The sequence below is a fragment of the Epilithonimonas sp. genome (genome assembly GCF_032055105.1).
Lineage (GTDB): Bacteria > Bacteroidota > Bacteroidia > Flavobacteriales > Weeksellaceae > Epilithonimonas.
In genome coordinates this window covers 17,218-36,209 of the sequence record NZ_DAMBRK010000001.1, presented here as the reverse complement: position 1 = coordinate 36,209, position 18,992 = coordinate 17,218, and the positions used below count along the sequence as shown (strand labels likewise).

Below are 18,992 nucleotides of genomic sequence, written 5' to 3'. Positions count from 1 at the left end.
AAATGATTTAGATTTGCATCACTTTGTCAAAGATTCCAAACATTGACAAAGTTTTAAACATCATTTATGAATTTGACAAATGAAATAATGTATCAAGCTTCTTTTGATAAAAATCCCGAATTCGAAGGGGTTTTTTGGATGGGCGTAAAAACGACAGGAATCTTTTGTCGTCCAACTTGTACAGCAAGAAAACCTAAACCTGAAAATGTAGAATTCTTTGATAATACAAAAGACGCTATTCTAAAAGGTTACAGACCGTGTAAAGTTTGCAAACCATTGGAAAATCTAGATGAAACACCTGCCGAAATCCAAAAATTGATGGACGAGTTATCGGCTGATCCAAGTCTGAAATTCAAAGATTATGATTTGGTGAATCGAGGGCTGGAACCTGCTAATGTAAGACGTTGGTTTTTGAAACATCACGGAATGACCTTTCACACGTTTCAGAGAATGTTCAAGATTAATTCTGCTTTTAAAAAACTTCAACAAGGAGAAAATGTTTTGGATGTGGCTTTGGATAATGGATATGAAAGTTTGAGCGGTTTCAATGATAGTTTCAAAAATGTGTTTGGTGTTTCTCCTAAAAACTCGAAAATGGAAAAGATTGTTGACCTCAAAAGAATCGAAACACCGCTCGGAACGATGATTGCCTGCGCCAACGAAAACGGAATATGTATGCTAGAATTTTCTGACAGAAAAGCACTTCCAACGGAACTTAAAGATATTTCAAAGCATTTTGATGCCAATATTGTTCAGGGCGAGAATCCTCATTTCAAAACTTTAGAAAAGGAATTAGAAGAATACTTCGAAGGAAAACGAAAAGATTTTACAGTTCCATTGGCTCCGGTTGGGACAGATTTTCAGAAAAATGTTTGGGAAATCCTCAGAACAATTCCTTACGGAACCACGAGAAGTTATCAGCAACAAGCCGATATTCTGGGCAATCCAAAAGCTGTAAGAGCAGTTGCTAATGCGAATGGACTTAATAAAATATCAATCATTATCCCTTGTCATAGAGTGATAGGAAGCAATGGAACTTTGACAGGTTATGGAGGCGGAATCTGGAGAAAACAAAAATTGCTTGAATTGGAGAAAGCGATTTTGTTTTAAATTTAAAATATTATAGTTTAGTTATTTGAAATCATTACAATGAATATCCAATCCACTTTAGAAAACGAAAATGTCAAACTCGTCCCTTTGAATCCGAATGATTTTGAGGAGCTATTTTCCGTTGCATCTGATCCGAAAATTTGGGAACAACACCCTAACAAAGACCGATACAAAAGAGAAGTCTTTGAAAACTTTTTTCAAGGTGCGATGGAAAGTGGCGGCGCATTTAAAATCATTAATAAAGAATCTAACGAAATTGCAGGAAGCACAAGATTCTATGATTATAATCCGGAAGAAAATTCTATTTTTATCGGATATACATTTTATGCTACAAAGTTCTGGGGTTCAAAGCTAAATCCGCAGGTCAAAAAGCTAATGTTAAATTATATTTTCCAATTTGTGGACAAGGTTAATTTCCACGTTGGGAAAGATAATATCCGTTCTCAGAAAGCGATGGAGAAATTAGGAGGGAAGATGGTAGATGAGTTTAATGTCGCTTATTTCGGAGAACCAGAAAAATTAAATGTTGTTTTTGAAATCAATATACCATAAAAATGAAAAAGTACAGAGTCCAAACCAGACCATTCGTCGTCCCAACAACAGATGGAAAATTAATTGAAGAACATTGGGGAAACTCTACCAGAACGCCTGATATCTCTATTGCTCATATGGTTGCACCGCCAGATTGGAGCGAGCCACATCAGACTCCAGAATTTGATGAATTCACATTAATTATCTCTGGGAAGAAGCATTTTGAGATAGATGGCGACATAATCATTCTTGAGAAAGGACAAAGTATCTTGATAGAAAAAGGAGCAAGAGTTCGCTATTCTAATCCTTTTTATGAGCCCTGCGAATATATTGCGATTTGTTTACCTGCTTTTTCTATGGATTTGGTTCATCGAGAGGAATAATTTATAAAACTAACTCTTCAAATAATCTATCAAAAGTTTTTTCTAAATCCAAGCTAGAGCCAGGATGAGGCCTTGAAGTCTGAATAATAGAACTTTTTACTGCAGTTAACCAACGGAATCTTTCAGGGATTTCCATTTGTGCAATAGAACCTGCGAATCTGTCGCCATTGGCAATTTTTTCAAAAGAGATCAAGTGATTTTGTACGTCTTCAAACTCTGTTTTGGAGTGCATTAGTTGAAATTTGTCTTTGCAAAGATGAATTTTAACTTTAATAAATTTTTCTCTCTTTGAAAACATAATTAATCCTACATTGAAAAATTCTTCACGTTCAGGTTTTGGGACCAGACGGATTACTGCATACTCATATAACTTTGGCTCTTGCATTTTTGGCTTCATTTAAAAAGTTATCAGAATTAGCGAGTCTTCTTGTTAGAAATTGGAAATACACCTCCTTGATTTCATTTGGGTTAAGGTCTGTATCATTCCATTGTAACCAGTCTTCTGGGATTAGCTCTACAATTTCTCTTAGAACCTCATCCGTTAATATCGCTTTGAATTTTTCATTAGCAGCATCCAATTCAGAAGCTTGAGGCAATAAAACGTGATCTTTTATCATTACAAAAGGACTCACTGCTGTTTTCTCCCAATTGTCCCAAGAATGGTGGAAATATAAAGAAGCACCGTTGTCAATCAACCACAATTCCTGATGCCACATCAGCATATTGGTATTACGGAAAGTCCTGTCTATATTAGTCAAAAAAGCGTCTAACCAAACAATCTCGGAAGAAAGTTTTGAATCAATTTTTACCGCTACCGGATCGTAAGTTATCGCTCCAGAAAGATAATGTAGAGCGAGATTAAGACCACAGCTATTTTTTAATAAATCCTGAATTTCTTCATCAGCTTCAGTACGACCAAAATCCTCCGAGAGATTTGCAAAAACAAGCTCTGGGATTCTGAAGCCTAAAACTTGCGATATCTTTCCTCCAATTAACTCCGATATCAATGCTTTTACGCCATGACCAGCTCCTCGAAATTTGAGAACATATTTGAAGTCGTCATCCGCTTCTGCCAAAGCAGGCAAAAATCCGCCTTCTCTCAAAGGAAGAATGTAGCGCGTGACGGTAACTGTTCTTAATGATAAGTCCAACTTGTATTTTTTTGTAAAAATAAGTTTTTAAATCCATTTGGGCGCCTATATCCGCACTCCGTTCCCGCTTTTTTCTGTCATTGCGAAGGAAGAGAAACAATCTGTTGAACTTTTAAGCATTCGCAATGTCAGAAAAAGAGCTCCACTCAGTTCGGGGCGCGCTGCGCAAAACAGAAACATTTGTCATCATATAAAAACTTTCCACATCATATTAGTTTTCCTATTTTTGAAAAAAATAAAAAATGTCCAGCTTCATAGATTTTGGAATTGCCCAAAAACAATATAACAGAATGAATAAAATCACACAACTTTTCGGAACCCAATATCCAATTGTTCAAGGTGGGATGATTTGGCATTCTGGGTGGCGATTGGCTTCGGCTGTTTCTAACAATGGCGGGTTGGGATTGATTGGTTCTGCAAGTATGTATCCGGATATTTTGCGAGAAAACATCAGAAAATGTAAAGCCGCAACGGATAAACCGTTCGGTGTTAATGTTGCGTTGCTTTATCCAAATATTGAAGAAATCATTAATATCATTCTTGAGGAAGGTGTGAAAATCGTTTTTACATCGGCGGGAAATCCAAAGTCTTATACAGAGACTCTCAAAAAAGAAGGTGTAAAAGTAGCTCACGTTGTATCAAGTGTTAAGTTTGCTGTGAAATGTCAGGAAGCTGGAGTAGATGCGGTTGTAGCAGAAGGTTTTGAAGCAGGTGGACATAACGGACGAGATGAAACTACAACACTTTGTTTAATCCCGAATGTCAGAAAACATATTGATATTCCTTTGATTGCAGCGGGTGGAATCGGACTAGGAAGTCAAATGAGAGCAGCGATGACTTTGGGAGCGGATGGCGTTCAAATTGGTTCTCGTTTTGCAGCAACAGTAGAAGCAAGTTCACACGAGAATTTCAAAAATAAAATCGTTGAACTGAAAGAAGGTGATACACAATTAACTTTGAAAGAATTAGCACCAGTTCGTTTGGTTAAGAATAAATTTTATCAAGATTTAGAAACTTTATATGAATCCGGTAGAAATATTGAAGCTTTGAAAGAAACACTTGGAAGAGCTCGCGCAAAACGTGGAATGTTCGAAGGTGATTTGGTAGAAGGCGAACTGGAAATCGGACAAGTTTCTGCTTTGATTGATGAGATTCTTCCTGTCGAAAAAGTTTTTGAAAACTTAATCAAAGAATTCAACGAAGCAAAAGTGGAGCTCACATTGTGAGAAGAAACTAGATAAAAGTAAAAAGAGTCAATTTTGAAAGGCGCCTGACAAGCTTTAACATTCGATCAAGAAAGAAAAGTAGCGAATTGCTCATCATTTATAACTCATCATTAATCATTTATAATTAACAACGTGTTTTCTAAACAAGAAGCTCAACTTTTAAAAACAGAATTTTGGACCGCTTTTGGAAAAGCTTTTCCAAGAAAATGGCTGTTGTACGATACCAAAATCAAGGATTTCTCATTCAAGTTCTATGCAGATAATAAAAAAGCTGAGGTTTCGCTTGATATAGAAATGAAAGATGAATTATTCAGAAATGCTTATTATGAGAAAATTTGGTCTTTGGAATCGATATTAGAAGATGAGATTGGTGAGTTTACAAAAGATGAATTCTATACTTTGGAAAACGGGAAAGTCATCAGTAGGATTTGGGTTGAGAAATCCGGCGTTAGTATTTTTAACAAGCAGACCTGGCCAGATATTTTCGAATTCTTTGTTGAAAAAATGGATGGTTTTGAAAGGCTCTTCTATGAATATGAGGATTTTATCAAAGATGTTTAGAAATGGGTAAAAAAGAAATACTTTTTACTTAATACAATTATACTTATTACAATAGCAATGAAAAACATTACAATAAAAGCCAACGACTTCTTCGAATTACTGAAACTAAAAGATCAATCTATGTGGGATATTTTCGCGCAAATGATTGACGGCGAAGAAAAAGAAATCGTCTTCCTAAATGATGATAAAGAGTATATCTTTCATTACGTTTTGCCAACAACTTTAGAGAAATTGCAGCACGATAAAGAGCTTTTTGCTAAAGAATATACTGAGAAATTATCAGGACTTAATTAAGTTTTTCTTCCACTCTATATAACCAATGATGGCCATGATAGTGAAAATAATATATTGCAATGTGGTGAATCCTAGCCCTTTATAAAGCATCATAGGAATGCAGATAAAATCCGCAACAATCCAAAAAATCCAGTTTTCCAAAAGCCGTTTCGCCATAAAGTACATCCCGACAAGAAATAATGAAGTCGTGATGATGTCGGTATAATTTGCCCAATCAAGATGATATAGTCCTAATTGGATATCCTTCATAGAAAACTGATTATCAATAAAAGGTTTGTAATAATATACTGTTCCCACAAAGAGCAAACTTCCCACAAATAGAATACTTCCAATCTGCCAATCTTTCAGATTGGCTTTTTTGACTTCTACGTGGATGTGATCATCAGAATGTTTGTTCCAGAGAATCCATCCATATATGCTCATGACAGAATAATAGACATTGATTAACATATCTCCCATCAATCCAAAAACATACATGATATAGATGAAAAGTATGGTAGAGATAATTCCTGTAGGATAAACCCAGATATTTTTTTTAATAGAAAAGTAAACACTTAAAGTTCCAAAAATAACGGCAATAATTTCTAGAATAATAAGATAAGTGTCGTAAGAACTATACTGCGCAGTAAGATTTTGCCAAAGATTCATGGTTTCAAAGATAATTATTAATAGTCTAAAAAATCAAGCTATTATTAATAATTAATATAGATAAGTGAAATTAATTACTTAAAAAAAGTTAATGAAAGCAATTTTTTAATACTTTCGTAATTCAAAATAAATAAATAAGAAGAAACCACCTCGTTTTATACGGGGTAATTAAAAAAAGTTAAAATTATGTCGAAAATTTGGACAAAAAAACCAATGAGCGCCTTCGAGGCAGATGTAAAAAGCAGTGAGCTGAAACGTGTTCTTGGAAAATGGAGTCTTACCGCAATTGGAATTGGAGCTATTATTGGAGGAGGTATTTTTGTGTTAACGGGAACCGGAGCTTACTACCACGCAGGACCAGCATTGGCTCTTTCTTTTGTAATAGCGGGAATTGCTTGTGTTTTTGCAGCACTTTGTTATTCAGAATTTGCATCTATATTACCTGTTGAAGGTTCAGCTTATGCTTATGCATATGGAACAGTAGGAGAGATATTCGCTTGGATTATTGGATGGGGGCTTATTCTCGAATATGCAATGGGTTCTATGACAGTAGCTGTCTCATGGTCAGGATATTTTAATAAGTTACTCAAGATGTTCGGTTTACACTTGCCAGATTATTTGACATCAGACCCTGCAAGTTATACAGGAGAAGGATTTTCTATGAATCTTCCCGCTTTTCTCATCGTATTATTTGTTATTTCCATCCTTATCAAAGGAACAAAAGAAGCCGCAAAAGCCAACAATCTTATAGTGATTATGAAGGTTTCTGCGGTTCTTTTTGTTATTATAGCAGGTGTTTTCTTTATCAATGCAGAAAACTGGTCGCCATTTATTCCGGCTCCAGAGTTGGTAAAAGAAGGCGATAATCTTAAGGAAGCTTATGGTATTCAAGGGATAGTTTCTGGAGCAGCTGCTATTTTCTTTGCTTATGTAGGTTTCGATGCTGTTTCTACGCAAGCGGGTGAAGCTATCAATCCTAAAAAAGATGTCCCATTTGCAATTATTACATCACTTTTAGTTTGTACTGTTTTGTACATCTTGGTGTCTTTAGTTTTAACAGGAATGATGCACTATACAGACTTTAATCCTCAAGGAAAATTTCCTGATGCTATCAAGGCGCCCGTAGCTTATGCATTCGAGATTGCAGGTCAAGGTTGGGCAGGTTATATCATTACAATTGCAGCTACAGTAGGTTTGGTTTCTGTATTGATGGTGATGATTATGGGACAATCAAGAATCTTCCTAGGAATGTCAAAAGACGGATTGATTCCAAAGATGTTCAGTGACCTTCATCCTGCAAGCAAAACACCCGCAAAAAGTTTGATGCTTTTAGGAATTGTGATTGCAACTATTGCTGCATTTACACCTATTAGTAAACTGGCAGATATGACAAGTTTTGGGACATTGTTCGCTTTTACAATGGTTTGCGTAGCGGTTTGGATTCTTAGAAAAAAAGAACCAAATTTACCTAGAAACTTCAAAGTTCCCGCGTTGCCGATTATTGCAACTCTAGGTATTGCTATCAATGTTTATTTGATTTGGAACCTTAGCCACGAAGCAAAGGCTCTATCAACAGGCTGGTTGTTATTAGGAGTTATCATTTATTTCCTTTACAGTATCAGAAACAGTAAGCTTCATAAAGAAGGTTACGGAGAAACTTTCAAGGCAGAACAGCAACCTTTACAAGATGTTGACATCGATATCGACAACAAAGATTAACAATATAAATTCCGCTAAATGATAGCGGAATTTTTTTTGGAGCTATTTCCCGCTATCCGCTATATCTTTTTCGTCATTGCGAACGAAGTGAAGCAATCCTTAGAATTTTTTCCCGCAATAACAAAAAAGGATGCCGCTACTATCGGGGCTAGGGATTTTGTTTGTTAATCTAGCTTTTGCAAAATTTTTATTTTAAACATTTAGTGCGATGTCATGCTGAGGTTCTCGAAGCATCTGATAATTTCAAAACTTTCATTATTTTTATAAAATGAAAAAATTAATCCTATTTTCTTTCACGATTATTTCGTCATTTCTATTTTCTCAGAAATTCACAATCGATACATTATTGACTGACAAAATCAGTATCCGAGCTATCCAACTTTACGATGGTAAAGTTTGGTATGCAGGAACAGATTCTAAGTTTGGTTATGTCAATTTGAAAAATAAATCAGACAAAAAACAAATTAAACTTTCTGATAAAAAACTTCAGTTTAGAACTTTAGCGCAAAATAATAAATATTTTTATGCAATTAATATAGAAAGTCCAGCTTATTTTTTTCAAATTGATAAGCAAAATTTACATTCTAAAATTGTTAAAGTTGATACTGTAAAATCTGCTTTTTATGATGCTTTGATTTTTAATAATAATAATAGAGGTTTAGCGATAAGTGATCCTAACAACAATTTAAATAGTTTTGCCTATACAAAAAGTGGAGGAGAAAATTGGCGCAAAGATGATGGTGTTAAAAAGTTAGATTATTATGATGGAGAAGCTCATTTTGCAGCAAGTAATACAAATATAGCTTTTCAAGATAAAACAATTTGGATTGCTACAGGAGGTACAAAAGCTAGAATTTTTAAATTGAGTAATTACAATTGGCAAGCCTTTGAAACTCCCTTCACTCAGGGAAGATCTTCACAAGGTATTTATTCCATAGATTTTTATGATAAAAACTTCGGTATTGCAGTTGGAGGAGATTACACCAAACAATCCGACAACATCAATAATATCGCAACAACCAATGATGGCGGAAAAACTTGGCAAATCCAAGCCAGCGGACAAAATGCAGGTTATATGACGTGTGTTAAATTCCGTCCAAAAACTAAAGGAAAAGAAATCGTGGCAGTTGGCGACCAGCACATCAGTTTCTCCTCAGATTACGGGAAAAGTTGGACAAAAATATCCGATGAAAAAAATCTCTACGCCTGCGAATGGTTAGATAAAAATACTTTAATTCTAACAGGAAAAGACAAAATCATTAAATTGAATTTCCAATAATATTTCAAGACATTTAATTTGTATTTCTTATCTGAGCGAAGCGTCTTTGTGAACCTAAAAGTATTTTCAATAAATTCAAAAATCTTAGTGTGCTTTGTGTTCAAAATTCTGCGTTAAAATCATAATCCCTATTTTTGCACCGAAATTAATGAAACAGGATTAATGAAACACTTCAGTGTTCCATTAGACAAATGAAAATTATAAATCAACTAATGAAAAATACGGTTATTTTTGATATGGATGGCGTGATTGTAGATACAGAACCGCTTCACAAAAAAGCTTATTATCAACATTTCAAAGAATTGAATATCGATGTAGATGCAGAATTATTCTCAAAATTCACCGGAAAATCTACCCGAAATGTTTATCAAATGATAAAAGAGATTTTCGGAATAGATACCAATGTTGAAGAATTGATCCAAAGAAAAAGAACTCTATTTTACGACTTATTCGATTCTGACCCAGCTTTGAAATTGTTAGATGGAGTAGAAGTATTGATTAATAATCTTTATTCTGCCAATTTCCAATTGATATTAGCGTCTTCTGCGGCTAAATCTACGATAGACCGAGTTTTCAAACGCTTCAATTTATTCCCGTTTTTCTCACATCTAGTAAGTGGAGAAGATTTCCCAGAGTCAAAACCAAATCCTGCGATTTTTATTGAAGCTCAAAGATTGTCAGGAAATGATAAATCCAATTGCATCGTCATAGAAGACAGCACAAACGGAATAAAAGCAGCAAATGCTGCAGAAATCTTCTGTGTTGGTTACAAAAGCGAGAATAGCAAGAATCAAAATTATGAAACTGCTGATTTAGTTATTCATCATTTTGATGAGTTGAAAGTGGAAGAATTAGAATTGATTTAGGTTTGATTTTTATTGCCCAAAAAACGCCATAGAACTACCAATCCAGATCGCATCTTTCTTGTTGAAATCCACATTCACCATTGCTGCTTTTGTCATTCTAACGAGATTTACTAGAAGTTCAGGATTTTCTTCGTCAGGATTCCACGCAAAAAGCAGACGGATTTCAGCTTTGGAGAATTCTCCGTTGATGTCTTCAAAAAGTGGAGCATAAGTCACTTTTCTTTGAAGGATATAATTTTCTTTATCTTCTATTTGATTGATGATTTCTTGAGTCGGATTCAGATTTACGCCACTTCCTGCGAAAGAGAAAAGCGGTTTCAGAACAAAATTTTCCAATTGTTCTGTTTCAGGAAAGTTAGGTAAGAAATAACTTTTCGGAACAAACTCGTGTTTCAGTTTTGGAAGAATGTATTTTGAAATTTTGAAAAACCAATTCGGATGCGTAATCCATTCTACATCGATGTCTTCTCGGAAATCAAATTCAGTTTCCAAACCTTCGAGTTTATCCAATTCATCAAAAATCACACGATTGTAAATTCTATTAATTGGAACTAATTTTCCATCATTTTCATAGAATAATTTTTTGCCTTCCTTTTTGATTTTCGTCAGACAAACCGTTTTAATTCCGAGATATTGTTCTGTTACAACAAAATCTATTGCTGTTTTTTGTTTTTCAGGGTAGATTTCCAGAAGAATAACGTTTTCAGGATTCTCTTTTCCAATAATAACTTGTTTCAGTTTTTGGATGTATTCATCTTTTGGAAGCGAGTTTTTAAGTTCATTCAGGAAAGGATAAACTTCGGTAATCACTTCTTCAAACAACTTCTGAAATCCAAACAAACTCGGGAAAGCCTGCAATTCTATCAATTGCGGAATGACGTTTCCATTTTCATCCTGACAGATTCCAAAATCTATCGCTACAAAATGTGGTTTTTTAGTGTCATTAGGAACATTACAATTCGCAGGAATTGCTTTGCTGAGTTCTTCATCAGACATTTCTTTAATTTGCGAAATAATCGACTGAGAAGCATCATCCAGCTTTTGTTGAAAATCCTTAGTTAAGAAAATCGGACTTTCAGAAATTCGAAACGCGGCTTCGTGACCGCATTTCTCTTTTATTAATTCATTGACTTTTTGATATTTTTCCTGAGAAAATTCTTCGTTGAATTGAGTTCTGTATTTTGGAATCATAGTTTTTAATTGTAAAATGTATAAAGTAAAAAGTACAAAATACATTGTACATCTTACATTGTAGGAGTAAATTAACCGAATACTAAGTTTTTAGTAATTTGTTCAGAAGCCAGTTGTAAAAATCTTGGGATGATTTGTGCTCTTGTTAGAACGATTTTGTCGTCATCGTCCATTCTGTCAATCGTTTCAAGATACTTTTCCATCCCAAAAGTTTCAATCATTGCCTGTTTATTTTTCTCGTCTTCCAGATTTTTGATAAAACCAAGTGGGTCGGCTTCTGGATGAAATTGTGTTCCGAAAATCTCATCAGAAAAACGAACGGCCATCATTGCTCTTTCCAGATGAACCGTTGGACGGATTTTCTCCAACGCCATTATTTTCATTCCCAACGCATTGATTTTGTCATCATTTGGTTCTATACATTGGTAAGCTCTGGAATCTACGCCATAGAATGGTTCCGGCAAGTTTTGGAATAAAAAATCTTTTTCGCCGTCTTCGGTTTTGTGAATGGGCATTACACCGAAAGAATATGATTTTCTCTTGCAGACATTTGCAATCCCGAAATGAATAACCGCCAATTGGAAAGAATGACAAACCAAAAACAGATATTTTTTCTGTTCATTAGTTTTGTTGTGTTCCCAGATTTGCGTCAAAAAATCAGCAAATTTCTGCTCCCATTCGTAACCTTCACGATGCGGATTTCCAGGTCCACCAGACGAAATGAAAATATCAAAATCTTTAATATTTGGCATTTCATTTTTATAGCGTACATCAAAAAGCTCCACAGAAACCTCGTATTCTGACTGTTCCTGAAATGCTTTCGACAGCTCTTTTATGTTTCTCATTCCTTGATTCGGATGATTATTATTCATATCAAGAAGTGCAATTCTTACATCATTTTTAGTCATATTCATAAATTTTTACAAAAATACAGAATCTAGAATTAGAAGTAATTTTCCTCTTTACAAAAGTCCCTTTTCCGTCTCGTAAATCATATAATCCACGACTTTCTTCATATCACCGCCGCTTTCGTGAAAAACTTTGAGTTGTCTGTCTGCACCCGTCCCGTTTTTGATGATTTCTCTGGCGTATTCCACTTCTTTTCTGCAACCTAAATCATCAACAACATCATCAATAAACGCCAGTAATTCTTCCAATAAGTCTTTATAAGGTACGCTGATTTCTTTGCCAAAATCTATGAGATGTGCATCTATTCCATCTTTGGAAGCACGCCATTTATTTTCTGTCAGTAGAAGTCTTCTGTAACTTCTATAACTAGTGTTTTGTTGATGCATTTTGTAAACCTTTGCAACCAAAGATTGCATAATCGCCGCAAGACAAACTGTTTCATCAATCGTCAAAGGCATATCACAAATCCTGAATTCAATAGTAGGGTAAAATGGATGAACTCTCAAATCCCACCAAATTTTCTTTGCATTATCAATTGTTCCTGTTTTGACCATTAGATTAACATAGGCATCAAATTCCGCAACGCTACTGAAATAACTTGGCAAACCGGTTCTTGGAAATTTAGCAAAAACTTCTTGTCTGTAAGATTTGAAACCTGTCAATCTTCCAACCCAAAACGGGGAATTGGTAGATAAAGCATAAACGTGTGGCAAGAAATATCGCATCACATTTTGGATTCTTATGCCTTCTTCACGGTCAGGAATACCGATATGAACGTGCAATCCGAAAATCAGATTCGACCTTGCAACATCGCCCATATCACTTACGATTTTATCGTAACGAGCATCTTTTGTGATGATATTATCTTTCCAATGCGAAAATGGATGCGTTCCGCCGCCGGAAACTCGCAAACCTTGGTCGTGAGCAGTTTTTACAAGATGTCTTCTGAGGTCGGTCAATTCCTGACGTGCCTGCTGAATATTTTCACAAATGCCTGTTTCCATTTCTACGACAGACTCGTGCATCTCGTGTTTTAAGTTTTCGCTTAGAACGGCTTTTCCTCCTTCAATGATTTTGGAAACGTGAGACACCAAATCGCGACTTTCCGCATCTATAATTTGGTATTCTTCTTCCACACCTATTGTGAATTTGTGCATTTTTTTTCTTGTGTTAGTTAGTAGTAGTTAGTTGTAATTTAAACCTTGAAGGTTTTATTGTTTTATTAAAGTTTGTTGGTTACAAATGTTCCCCAATCGATATTGATTTTCCCGGGCTTGTAATCTTTAGCTTTTTCGATTGCCAGTTTCGCAGCGTGCTCTACAATCCATTGGAAATTTTCTTCTCCAACCGAATTTCTGTCCGCATCAGGCGCTGGATTACAGAAATCAATCGCATAAGGAATTCCATCTCTCACAGCAAATTCAACTGTGTTGAAATCGTAACCCAAAGCTTCATTCATTTTAATAGTATAATCTGTAATAGTTTTCAAAAGTTTTTCAAGTTCTTTTCCTTCTGTTTGATGTGTAGTTGCATATCTCAAATGGTGTGGATTTCTCGGCTCGTAAGGCATAATGTGAACATATTTTCTGCCCAAACAATAAACTCGATAATAATCCTCGAAAACAATTTCTTCCTGAACCATCATTACCAATTGCTCGGTCTCAGCGTGTTTTGCCCACATATCTTCTGGACTTTCAACTCGATAAACATTTCTCCAACCACCGCCATCGTGAGGTTTCATATAAGCCGGAAATCCAATGTAATTGAAAATATATTCCCAATCGTGCGGGAATTTCAAGTTTCTGAAAGATGTTTCCGAAGTGTTGGTAGGTCTTTCGTGAGATGGCAAAAGAACGGTTTTCGGCAACGGAATTCCGATTTTTGACATCAATGCATTATTGAAAAATTTCTCATCCGCACTCCACCAAAATGGATTGTTGATAACGTAAGTTCCGTTCACAGCAGCATTTTTAAGATAAGCTCTGTAGAAAGGAACGTCCTGCGAAATTCTGTCAATAATCACAGCGTAACCATAATCTGCGCCTTGTTCCAATTTATCAATTTGAACTGGTTCGGCGATATATTCTCCTTTTCCAAGTTCATTTACTTTATCAATAAAAGCCCAAGGAAATGTATCTTCCATTCCGAATAAAATTCCAATTTTTTTTGCCATAATTTTGTTTTTTTTAAGGTCGGAAGACGGATGTCCGAAGTCCGAAGTTTGTATGTTTATTTTATTAATTTAATATTATTTGCCTCGCTGATTAAGCAAATTCTGCAGATTTTTCACAATTATATATTTACTAAATCAATAAAATCTGCGAGAGATTTATCTTAAGATTTACCCGAAAAATCGCCCTATGAACTTGGGAAAAACCATTCTCCAAAGTGGCCAATCGTGGTTGATCCATTTGGCTTCGTCATACCAATGGTTGATTCCTTTTTCGGTTAAGATTCCAGCCATTTTTCTTGTTGGTTCCAGACAAATATCTTGGTCAGATGTGCAGAGAACAATGTGCATATGTTTGTATCTCCAAGCGGAATCATTTTTTACAAATTCATCAGGACAATTGAAATAAATTAAATCATCTTTGTAACCGTCCATAAAACTTCTGATACAAAATGCGCCCGACAAACAGAAAAGATGCGAAACCAAATCTGGAAATCTAAATGCAAAATTCGCGGCGTGATAACCTCCGAAACTTGCGCCTGCAACAGCTACGCGATGTGTGTTGTGAGTTCTTTGTATATAAGGAATAAACTCCTGAACCAAAAACTGAACATACATTTCGTAATTTCGGATTCTTTCATAAGGCGAAATTCCTTTGTCATAAAAACTGAATTTATCAATTGTCTGAACATTGTATAATTTCAAAATTCCATTATCTGTGAAATGAGAAATACTACCGTTCAAATGAAAATCGGTATTCTGAGTATAAGAACCTTGAGAAGTTGGAAACATAATAATCGGATAACCGAAATGTCCAGTAACTTCAACCTGAAGGCTCATTCCAAGAATGTGTGAATAATAATCTGTATGTGTTATTTGAGGCATTTGTATTTAGTTGCTAGTTATTTAGTTGTCAGTTTTGAGTGAATTTTTTGTTATTAACAATTAATAATTCATCAATTAATAATTAACTCGTTGGTTTGTCTTTTGGGGGAAGAATATTTAGAATCTGTTCTGTGACAACCTCTGCGGCTTGGTCTAATCTTTCCTCAATGATATCTGCAGTTTTTGCTTTGTAAACAATCCCAATGTGATAATCGATTGGTAAAAATTTTTCCACTTCGTCACTCTGTAAATTATGAGTGTCAGGATGTTTATCTTTTGCCAAAGCAACAATCAATCCTCCAAATAATTTCTGAGTTTCCTCAACAGAATATTGAGTTCCGTCTAAAAGGGCATTTTCCAATTTCGCCCATTCTCTCCAAATATTAACACCAGTCGCTGCTTCCACCATATCTGGAATATGGGCTCCGCCAACTCTGGAAGATGTTTCGAGGAAATAATATCGTCCGTCTGTTCCTCTGATATATTCGCTGTGAGTTGCGCCGTTTTGGATTCCGAATTTATTCAAAACCTGTTTATTAATTTGGTCTAAACCTTTTGCTTCCTCCGAATTTTTGTCTAGAGTTTTAGTCCGGAAAACGCCACCTTCATGAGAAACTTTCATCGGTGGAGAAAGATATTTTGAAAAGCAGGAAAACACAATTTCCTTATTATAAACCAAACAATCTACGTGATAAACATCGCCGGGTTTGAAAGATTCTAAAAGAAATTTATAACGTTCATTGCCAAGATTTTCCACAGCTGGCCAAAGTTCATCAGCTGAATTAATTTTCTTGATTCCACTTGCTGAAGCTTCGGAACGAGGTTTCAAAACCCAAGGTCCGGGAACATCCTGTGTGAATTGATGTAGTTTTGCATCATTGAAAATCGAGGAAAATTCAGGTACAGAAATTCCGTTGTCTTTTGCCTGCTGACGCATTGCCAATTTATCTCGGAAATAACGATGTGTTGTCTGTCCCATTCCCGGAATACGATAGGTTTCACGAATCATCGCTGCTTTTTCCACATCGAAATCATCCAATGCAATCACTGCATCAATCTGATGATTCTTCATCAAATAAGCGAATCCCTGAACCAAATGGTCAAGATTCCAAACCGAAGGTTCCAATTCAGGCATATAATAAACTTCATCTATTGCGTGCCAAGGCCAAGGTCTTTCCTTCAGGTTTTCCGAAGTGATTAAAATGACTTTGTTGCCGAGTTTTTTGCACTCGTCCATAAAGTCGTAACCTTTGTAATAACAGGAGATGCAGACAATCGTTTTTTCCATATTCATATTTTTGTCAGAGGTCAGTTGACCGATGATTTAATTATAATTTTCTATAAAGTCCAATAAAAGCTGAACACCATAACCAGTCGCCATTTTGTCTTTAGCATAACCTACATTTCCAAAAGCAACGCCGGCAATATCAAGATGCGCCCAATTTGGATGACCTTCGATAAATTGTTCCAAAAATTTCCCTGCAATAATGCAGTCTCCAAATGGTTTCATCGAGATGTTTTTAAAATCAGCAACATCCGAAGTGAAATCATCTTTCCAAATATCCCAAAGTGGAAGATTCCAAAGTCTTTGATTGGTTTTATCTGCGGATTTTTCTAGCTTGATTTTCAAATCACTATTGTTGGCAAAATAAGCACCACAAGTGTAACCAAACATTCTAACCGAACTTCCCGTGAGTGTTGCCAAATCTATCAAAACATCGGTTTTGTAATTTTTTGATAAGTATGAAAGTCCGTCTGCTAAAGTCATTCTCCCTTCTGCATCAGTGTTCAGAACTTCAATTGTTTTTCCATTGTAAGCTGTCACAACATCGCTCGGCAAGTAAGCGTTTTCCGAAACTGCATTATCTGTAATCGGAAGAATGGCTATGATATTAACGGGAAGTTTCAGTTCCGAAGCTGTAATCAAAGCTCCGATAACTGCGCTTGCTCCGCCCATATCGCTTTTCATATAATGCATATTGTCAGAAGGTTTTATGGAAATTCCGCCTGTGTCGAACAAAACGCATTTTCCAACTAATCCGAAGGTTTTTGCATCTTCTTTTCCGCAATTGTATTCTAAAATCGTGAAAGCTGCTTCTTGTGAACTTCCTTGATTTACGGCGACAAACGCACCTAAGCCTTCCTTAATCGATTCTTCTCTATTGAAGGATTTATATTTTAAGTTATATTTTTCTGCAGTCGATTTCAGAAATTCAGAAATTTGATTCACTTTTTTGTGATTGGCAGGTTTGTTCAGCCATTCCATTCCTGCAAATTGGCCGTTGCAAAGCGCTTCTGTTTTTAACGCTAAATTTTTTCCTTCTTCTTCAGAAATATTTTCAAAATGAAGTTCAAAATTCTCCTGCCAAAACGGATGCGATTTTTCAAAAGGGTAGAGGTAAGTTCCCAAAAATAGACCTTTCACAAATTCTTCTGTCAAATCCAATCCTAACTTTGAATGAACAGAAGTTGGAACTGCCTGCAGATTTTTCTTATAGTCATTCGCAAATTTGTTCGCGATAGCTTGAATTTCGAATCCTTTTAAATCTTTTCCAATTCCAATGAAAAAATCATATTTATCAGAATGAGTCTTAATGAAAACTTCATTCTTCTTTCCATTGAAGAATAATTCAACGTTTGGATGCGAGCTTTTTTCCTGTTCCCAATCGTCTTCGCTGAACAGATATATGTTTTGTGCTGTTGATTCTTTTTTATTGTAAATCTTAATCATTTGTCTGATTTTCTAATTCGTTTTTGGCTTTCAAAGGACTTTCTAAACTGTCTATATAAAGCCATTCCACTGCTCTTGGGAATTCTTGAGACCAGAAAAATTCCTGATGCGTTCCTTTGTCGCTGATGTTGGTTCTGACTTCAAAATCAAATAATTTCTGAACGGTCAATTTTTTCAAAGCTTTTTCAAATAATCTGATTCTGCCGACCATTCTAGAGCCTTCCAATCTTCCGCCGTAGAGATAAACTTTAATCTTATAAGGATTCGTGAAGTTTATCATCGGGAAATCATTTTCCGGTTCAACCCAAAGCGACGGCGAAAAAATCAACAGTTTGGAGTAGACTTCCGGATAAAGAAATCCTCCATAAATGCTAATCAATCCACCTAAAGAACTTCCACCAATTCCGGTATTTTCTCTATCTTTTTTAGTTCTGTAATTTTTATCAATCCAAGGTTTCAAAGTATCTGTAATGAACCTTAAATATTTTTTTCCTTCTGCATTTTTCGTCACATCTTCGTTATCGAAAATATATTCTTTGATTCGGTCATCTTCGCCGTGTTCAATAGCAACCACTATTAGGTCTCCGCGACCGTATTCCGCAAGCAAAGACAATTTTTTATCGATTTCCCAATTTCCATAAGCAGAACCTTCATTAAACAAATTCTGCGCATCCTGAAGATACAAAACCGGATAATCCTTCTCCGAATCGTAATAATCATAAGGCAAAAGCGCCCAGACTTTTCTGGTTTTGTCGAGCTGAGGAATATAAAATTCTTCATCCACCAATTCTACAATCGGGAAAAATTCTTGCTTGAAAGGTCCCCAATTCAGTCTCCATTTTTCTACAGAATCCTGTGTTTTCTTGTTCTCTTTTCTTGTTTTTCTGTTCGGAGTGATGCTATCATATTTATCAATCTCTACATTTTCCCAACCGCCTTTTGTGAATTTATATTCGATTTCGTCATTTAAAAGTTCGTCGGAAATATTGATGTAATAATTATTCTCATTCAATTTTTCCAACTCGAACTTTGAATCTTTCGGATTCCATTTGTTGAAATTTCCGGTAATAAAAATCGGTCGGTCATCATTATCTTCTGATGTCAGGAAAAACTCCATTCTATTTTTAATTCTCTTATTTCTTATAAATTTATAAAATTATTTCAATTAATAAAAAATGTTGCGTATTTTTCTTTTTAAATTTAAGTTTGTTAACGAATATTAATCTAATTTTTAAAATCATTGAATTAATTAAAATTTAATATTTCGAAATAATAATCAGAAATAATAAAAAAGCTTTCGAAGATTGACTCCGAAAGCTTGAATTTTTATTTAAAAAA

General features: G+C 35.2%; 20 protein-coding genes. 9 read left to right on the top strand and 11 right to left on the bottom strand.

The window, feature by feature from the left end:
- The first annotated feature begins 66 nt into the window (after positions 1 to 66).
- The 3 genes from RTY06_RS00175 to RTY06_RS00165 are packed head-to-tail and all read left to right on the top strand — an operon-like array spanning position 67 to position 2,024.
- Positions 67 to 1,110 (top strand): methylated-DNA--[protein]-cysteine S-methyltransferase, encoded by a 1,044-nt coding sequence (locus RTY06_RS00175; RefSeq protein WP_312821897.1) that lies wholly within the window; start codon positions 67 to 69, stop codon positions 1,108 to 1,110.
- A gap of 39 nt (positions 1,111 to 1,149) precedes the next feature.
- Positions 1,150 to 1,662: a GNAT family N-acetyltransferase gene (locus RTY06_RS00170; RefSeq protein ID WP_312821896.1), complete on the top strand. Its 513-nt coding sequence runs from the start codon at positions 1,150 to 1,152 to the stop codon at positions 1,660 to 1,662.
- Between the two features lie 2 nt (positions 1,663 to 1,664).
- Positions 1,665 to 2,024 (top strand): cupin domain-containing protein, encoded by a 360-nt coding sequence (locus RTY06_RS00165; protein WP_312821895.1) that lies wholly within the window; start codon positions 1,665 to 1,667, stop codon positions 2,022 to 2,024.
- Between the two features lies 1 nt (position 2,025).
- Here the strand turns inward: RTY06_RS00165 and RTY06_RS00160 are convergent, their stop codons facing one another.
- The gene (locus tag RTY06_RS00160) at positions 2,026 to 2,409 is read right to left on the bottom strand and encodes a DUF3037 domain-containing protein (protein WP_312822261.1); all 384 of its coding nucleotides are present in this window, start codon (positions 2,407 to 2,409) and stop codon (positions 2,026 to 2,028) included.
- Positions 2,387 to 3,175, bottom strand: a complete 789-nt coding sequence (locus RTY06_RS00155; protein ID WP_312821893.1) for a HipA family kinase — start codon at positions 3,173 to 3,175, stop codon at positions 2,387 to 2,389. Before RTY06_RS00155 ends, RTY06_RS00160 begins: the two co-directional genes overlap by 23 nt.
- 290 nt (positions 3,176 to 3,465) lie before the next feature.
- Here RTY06_RS00155 and RTY06_RS00150 point away from each other — a divergent pair, with 290 nt between their 5' ends.
- The 3 genes from RTY06_RS00150 (at position 3,466) to RTY06_RS00140 (ending at position 5,256) form a co-directional block, all read left to right on the top strand.
- Positions 3,466 to 4,401: a nitronate monooxygenase gene (locus RTY06_RS00150; RefSeq protein ID WP_312822260.1), complete on the top strand. Its 936-nt coding sequence runs from the start codon at positions 3,466 to 3,468 to the stop codon at positions 4,399 to 4,401.
- Positions 4,402 to 4,533: 132 nt separating this feature from the next.
- Positions 4,534 to 4,962, top strand: a complete 429-nt coding sequence (locus tag RTY06_RS00145; protein ID WP_312821891.1) for a DUF4268 domain-containing protein — start codon at positions 4,534 to 4,536, stop codon at positions 4,960 to 4,962.
- Between the two features lie 57 nt (positions 4,963 to 5,019).
- Positions 5,020 to 5,256 (top strand): hypothetical protein, encoded by a 237-nt coding sequence (locus RTY06_RS00140; RefSeq protein ID WP_312821890.1) that lies wholly within the window; start codon positions 5,020 to 5,022, stop codon positions 5,254 to 5,256.
- Here RTY06_RS00140 and pnuC read toward each other — a convergent pair.
- On the bottom strand, positions 5,242 to 5,904 hold the full coding sequence (gene pnuC, locus RTY06_RS00135) for a nicotinamide riboside transporter PnuC (protein WP_116034893.1): 663 nt from the start codon (positions 5,902 to 5,904) through the stop codon (positions 5,242 to 5,244). The genes RTY06_RS00140 and pnuC overlap by 15 nt on opposite strands.
- A 186-nt stretch (positions 5,905 to 6,090) precedes the next feature.
- Between pnuC and RTY06_RS00130 the strand changes: the two genes are divergently transcribed.
- The 3 genes from RTY06_RS00130 (at position 6,091) to RTY06_RS00120 (ending at position 9,768) form a co-directional block, all read left to right on the top strand.
- Positions 6,091 to 7,623 (top strand): amino acid permease, encoded by a 1,533-nt coding sequence (locus RTY06_RS00130; RefSeq protein ID WP_312821887.1) that lies wholly within the window; start codon positions 6,091 to 6,093, stop codon positions 7,621 to 7,623.
- A 268-nt stretch (positions 7,624 to 7,891) separates the two neighbouring features.
- On the top strand, positions 7,892 to 8,902 hold the full coding sequence (locus RTY06_RS00125) for a glycosyl hydrolase (protein WP_312821886.1): 1,011 nt from the start codon (positions 7,892 to 7,894) through the stop codon (positions 8,900 to 8,902).
- A 212-nt stretch (positions 8,903 to 9,114) separates the two neighbouring features.
- Positions 9,115 to 9,768: an HAD-IA family hydrolase gene (locus tag RTY06_RS00120; protein WP_312821884.1), complete on the top strand. Its 654-nt coding sequence runs from the start codon at positions 9,115 to 9,117 to the stop codon at positions 9,766 to 9,768.
- Between the two features lie 9 nt (positions 9,769 to 9,777).
- On the opposite strand, the gene RTY06_RS00115 is transcribed toward RTY06_RS00120, so the two are convergent.
- From RTY06_RS00115 to RTY06_RS00080, 8 genes are all read right to left on the bottom strand, one after another.
- Positions 9,778 to 10,959, bottom strand: coding sequence for a hypothetical protein (locus RTY06_RS00115; RefSeq protein ID WP_312821882.1), 1,182 nt, complete (start codon positions 10,957 to 10,959; stop codon positions 9,778 to 9,780).
- A gap of 71 nt (positions 10,960 to 11,030) precedes the next feature.
- Complete coding sequence (locus RTY06_RS00110) at positions 11,031 to 11,867, bottom strand: glutamine amidotransferase-related protein (RefSeq protein ID WP_312821880.1); 837 nt, start codon at positions 11,865 to 11,867, stop codon at positions 11,031 to 11,033.
- Positions 11,868 to 11,921: 54 nt separating this feature from the next.
- Entirely contained in the window at positions 11,922 to 13,025 is a 1,104-nt protein-coding gene (locus RTY06_RS00105) for a carboxylate-amine ligase (RefSeq protein ID WP_312821879.1), read from the bottom strand.
- A 65-nt stretch (positions 13,026 to 13,090) separates the two neighbouring features.
- Complete coding sequence (locus RTY06_RS00100; protein ID WP_312821878.1) at positions 13,091 to 14,041, bottom strand: hypothetical protein; 951 nt, start codon at positions 14,039 to 14,041, stop codon at positions 13,091 to 13,093.
- A 168-nt stretch (positions 14,042 to 14,209) separates the two neighbouring features.
- Positions 14,210 to 14,923 (bottom strand): alpha/beta hydrolase-fold protein, encoded by a 714-nt coding sequence (locus RTY06_RS00095; RefSeq protein WP_312821877.1) that lies wholly within the window; start codon positions 14,921 to 14,923, stop codon positions 14,210 to 14,212.
- Between the two features lie 82 nt (positions 14,924 to 15,005).
- Entirely contained in the window at positions 15,006 to 16,211 is a 1,206-nt protein-coding gene (locus RTY06_RS00090; RefSeq protein ID WP_312821876.1) for an ATP-grasp domain-containing protein, read from the bottom strand.
- A gap of 36 nt (positions 16,212 to 16,247) precedes the next feature.
- Positions 16,248 to 17,654 (bottom strand): leucyl aminopeptidase family protein, encoded by a 1,407-nt coding sequence (locus RTY06_RS00085; RefSeq protein ID WP_312821875.1) that lies wholly within the window; start codon positions 17,652 to 17,654, stop codon positions 16,248 to 16,250.
- Positions 17,647 to 18,771: an alpha/beta hydrolase-fold protein gene (locus tag RTY06_RS00080; RefSeq protein WP_312821874.1), complete on the bottom strand. Its 1,125-nt coding sequence runs from the start codon at positions 18,769 to 18,771 to the stop codon at positions 17,647 to 17,649. Before RTY06_RS00080 ends, RTY06_RS00085 begins: the two co-directional genes overlap by 8 nt.
- Positions 18,772 to 18,992: the final 221 nt, after the last annotated feature.

Excerpts from the sequence above, each read along its gene's own strand:
- RTY06_RS00090 (WP_312821876.1), bottom strand. The coding sequence starts at position 16,211 with ATGGAAAAAACGATTGTCTGCATCTCCTGTTATTACAAAGGTTACGAC.
- RTY06_RS00105 (WP_312821879.1), bottom strand. The coding sequence starts at position 13,025 with ATGCACAAATTCACAATAGGTGTGGAAGAAGAATACCAAATTATAGAT.
- RTY06_RS00115 (WP_312821882.1), bottom strand. The coding sequence starts at position 10,959 with ATGATTCCAAAATACAGAACTCAATTCAACGAAGAATTTTCTCAGGAA.
- RTY06_RS00095 (WP_312821877.1), bottom strand. The coding sequence starts at position 14,923 with ATGCCTCAAATAACACATACAGATTATTATTCACACATTCTTGGAATG.
- RTY06_RS00165 (WP_312821895.1), top strand. The coding sequence starts at position 1,665 with ATGAAAAAGTACAGAGTCCAAACCAGACCATTCGTCGTCCCAACAACA.
- RTY06_RS00175 (WP_312821897.1), top strand. The coding sequence starts at position 67 with ATGAATTTGACAAATGAAATAATGTATCAAGCTTCTTTTGATAAAAAT.
- RTY06_RS00080 (WP_312821874.1), bottom strand. The coding sequence starts at position 18,771 with ATGGAGTTTTTCCTGACATCAGAAGATAATGATGACCGACCGATTTTT.
- RTY06_RS00130 (WP_312821887.1), top strand. The coding sequence starts at position 6,091 with ATGTCGAAAATTTGGACAAAAAAACCAATGAGCGCCTTCGAGGCAGAT.
- RTY06_RS00085 (WP_312821875.1), bottom strand. The coding sequence starts at position 17,654 with ATGATTAAGATTTACAATAAAAAAGAATCAACAGCACAAAACATATAT.
- RTY06_RS00160 (WP_312822261.1), bottom strand. The coding sequence starts at position 2,409 with ATGCAAGAGCCAAAGTTATATGAGTATGCAGTAATCCGTCTGGTCCCA.
- RTY06_RS00170 (WP_312821896.1), top strand. The coding sequence starts at position 1,150 with ATGAATATCCAATCCACTTTAGAAAACGAAAATGTCAAACTCGTCCCT.
- RTY06_RS00100 (WP_312821878.1), bottom strand. The coding sequence starts at position 14,041 with ATGGCAAAAAAAATTGGAATTTTATTCGGAATGGAAGATACATTTCCT.
- RTY06_RS00120 (WP_312821884.1), top strand. The coding sequence starts at position 9,115 with ATGAAAAATACGGTTATTTTTGATATGGATGGCGTGATTGTAGATACA.
- RTY06_RS00150 (WP_312822260.1), top strand. The coding sequence starts at position 3,466 with ATGAATAAAATCACACAACTTTTCGGAACCCAATATCCAATTGTTCAA.
- RTY06_RS00110 (WP_312821880.1), bottom strand. The coding sequence starts at position 11,867 with ATGACTAAAAATGATGTAAGAATTGCACTTCTTGATATGAATAATAAT.
- RTY06_RS00125 (WP_312821886.1), top strand. The coding sequence starts at position 7,892 with ATGAAAAAATTAATCCTATTTTCTTTCACGATTATTTCGTCATTTCTA.
- RTY06_RS00140 (WP_312821890.1), top strand. The coding sequence starts at position 5,020 with ATGAAAAACATTACAATAAAAGCCAACGACTTCTTCGAATTACTGAAA.
- pnuC (WP_116034893.1), bottom strand. The coding sequence starts at position 5,904 with ATGAATCTTTGGCAAAATCTTACTGCGCAGTATAGTTCTTACGACACT.